The organism is Fusibacter sp., assembly GCF_057447755.1.
Genome location: NZ_JBVBZF010000447.1, coordinates 1 through 2,274, shown reverse-complemented (window position 1 = coordinate 2,274; position 2,274 = coordinate 1). Strand labels below are relative to the sequence as shown.

Genomic DNA, 2,274 nt, shown 5'->3' with positions numbered 1-2,274 from the left:
GATCCCGTTCTTGGTATCTCTCGATCATTTTTAAAAGCGTTTGATTGATTTCGTCTTTGTTTAACGGCTTTAGCAAATAATCCTTAACCCCATATTTTATGGCATTATGGGCATAATCAAAGTGTTGATATCCACTGATAATGACAAAATCTATTTTGGGATTGATTAAGTTTGCCTTTCGAATGAGCTCTAGACCATCATAGCCTGGCATCCTTATATCGGTAATAACAATGTCAGGCTGATATTGTTCTATATAATTAAGCGCTTCAATACCATCGTTTGCAATCGCCACTAAATCCAGTCCTAATAAAGTCCAGTCAATTAACGCCTTTATTAATTGTGATACCTTAGGTTCATCATCAGCAATGATTACTCTATACATTTCTCCCCCTAGCCTAATGACACTCTCGACATTAACTCCTCTTTTGTTGGTATAGACGGAATACCCCCAAAACCTTCAATACAAATTGCAGCTGCTGTATTTGAGACCTTTAATATTGACCTGATTTGTCCTTCCTCTATTGCTTCAATCGGACAATTAAGCGCTAATAATTGATGCACAGTGGCACCGAAAAAAGTATCGCCTGCACCAGTTGTATCCACAACCTTGACACTTATGCCTTCCACAATACCACTTCCTTTGGCATAGGAATAATAGGCCCCCTTACCCCCAAGGGTAACAAATATTAACTTAACACCTTTTTGATGAAGGTACTCACAGCCTTTTTCTAGATTTTCTGTTCCTGAAATCAGGACTAGTTCTTCATCTGAAACCTTTACGATATCTGCAAATGCCATTCCTCTTTCCATAAAGTCTATGGCAGTCTTTTCATCCGTCCATAAGGCAGGCCTAAAGTTTGGATCATATGTTATTATTTTATTTTTTTCTCTTGCATATTCTAGCATTTTTAAAACAGTCGATCTTGCAGGTTCATCCGTAAATGAAAGTGACCCAAAATGCAGTGCCCTAGTTTGATCAATTTTGTCAAAATCAACATCTTCTTCAAAGAGCATTACATCTGCGCAGCCCTTTCTATAGAAACTGAAACTTCTGTCACCCTCACTTGTTAAATGTACAAACGCAAGTGTCGTGCCGAACCTACCATCTTGAATTAAACCACTTACATCAATGCCTTCATCTGAAAGCACGTTTTTTAAAGTATTGCCAAAGGCGTCTTCACCAACCTTACCGATAAAAGCCGTCTTTGAACCGAGATGCTGGGCCATGGTTAGAAAGTTACATGGTGCACCACCTGGATTCGCCTTAAAATGTTGGTCCGGTGCAGGTGTAAAATCAATAAGCAATTCACCTACTGCTATAATATCAAACATGGTTACCTCCCTAAAACATTTTTATACTCATTGCACAGAGGATGTAGGATCGCCTCATCTTCTTCTACTTTTGAGAAACGGCTTACATCTTCCGCATTGTAGTTATCAGTCATATCATCATTTATGGAGGAGACTTCTCCACAGACTAAGTCACCAGCCCCTTCTTTTGCCCAAAACAAATGATAGACAAAAGGCCTTAATGTAATGCTATGTCCAGGCATAATGTGTAGCTCTTCACCTGCTTTTACTATATACCGAATACCATCCATATCAACGGTTACATCAGAATTTTCATCCACGCTGCCATCCTCTAAAGAATTATAGAGCTTAATCGCAAGAATACCCCCAGCGCGATTGATAATATCTTCTGTCTTGCTTGCATGATGGTGTAAAGGTAGCCTTTGTCCATCCTTTAAGACAATCAGTTTTTCTGCATATGGTGTCCCGACATTCTCCTCTGTTAAAGAGCCATTTCTCAAGGTAAAAAGCACTGCCCCTAGTTCATTGAACTTGTCTTTGCCATAATCAGTAATATCCCACCCCAACATTACTTTTTTAATTGTAGATATATCATGCTGACCCGATAACCATTCTCCCATATTCCAATATCCAAAAGGGGGGAGTTTAATTGAATGTGATTCCAATAAATCCTTTGCCCATACAAGCGCCTCATTAATTTCTGATCTCTTCATTTTCTTTCTCCTTTTCATCATATCATGTAATATTAATTTCCAATGCATAATCTTTTAATGCAATTAAATTTTCATCAAGATCTCTTGGCTCTGACACATAAAAACTAGGAGGGCATTCACTTTCATATAAACACGTCTCCACATGTGCAAAATAGGGATTCATTGTAAAAAAACTTAAATAAGGATTATTCTTCTCGCAAATAATCGATATAAAATCTGCCTCCGAAAGTTGCCCATTGTGTATTTTTTC

The 2,274-nt window shown here is 38.1% G+C and carries 4 protein-coding genes; all 4 read right to left on the bottom strand.

Annotated features, from left to right (window positions below):
• A partial coding sequence (locus tag AC220I_RS21480) for a response regulator (RefSeq protein WP_486725916.1) occupies positions 1 to 382 on the bottom strand: 382 nt, incomplete at its 3' end.
• 8 nt (positions 383 to 390) lie between these two features.
• Complete coding sequence (locus AC220I_RS21475) at positions 391 to 1,332, bottom strand: carbohydrate kinase family protein (RefSeq protein ID WP_486725915.1); 942 nt, start codon at positions 1,330 to 1,332, stop codon at positions 391 to 393.
• Between the two features lie 2 nt (positions 1,333 to 1,334).
• On the bottom strand, positions 1,335 to 2,024 hold the full coding sequence (locus AC220I_RS21470) for a D-lyxose/D-mannose family sugar isomerase (RefSeq protein WP_486725914.1): 690 nt from the start codon (positions 2,022 to 2,024) through the stop codon (positions 1,335 to 1,337).
• Between the two features lie 22 nt (positions 2,025 to 2,046).
• Positions 2,047 to 2,274: hypothetical protein (locus tag AC220I_RS21465; protein ID WP_486725913.1), on the bottom strand; the 228-nt coding region annotated here is incomplete at its 5' end.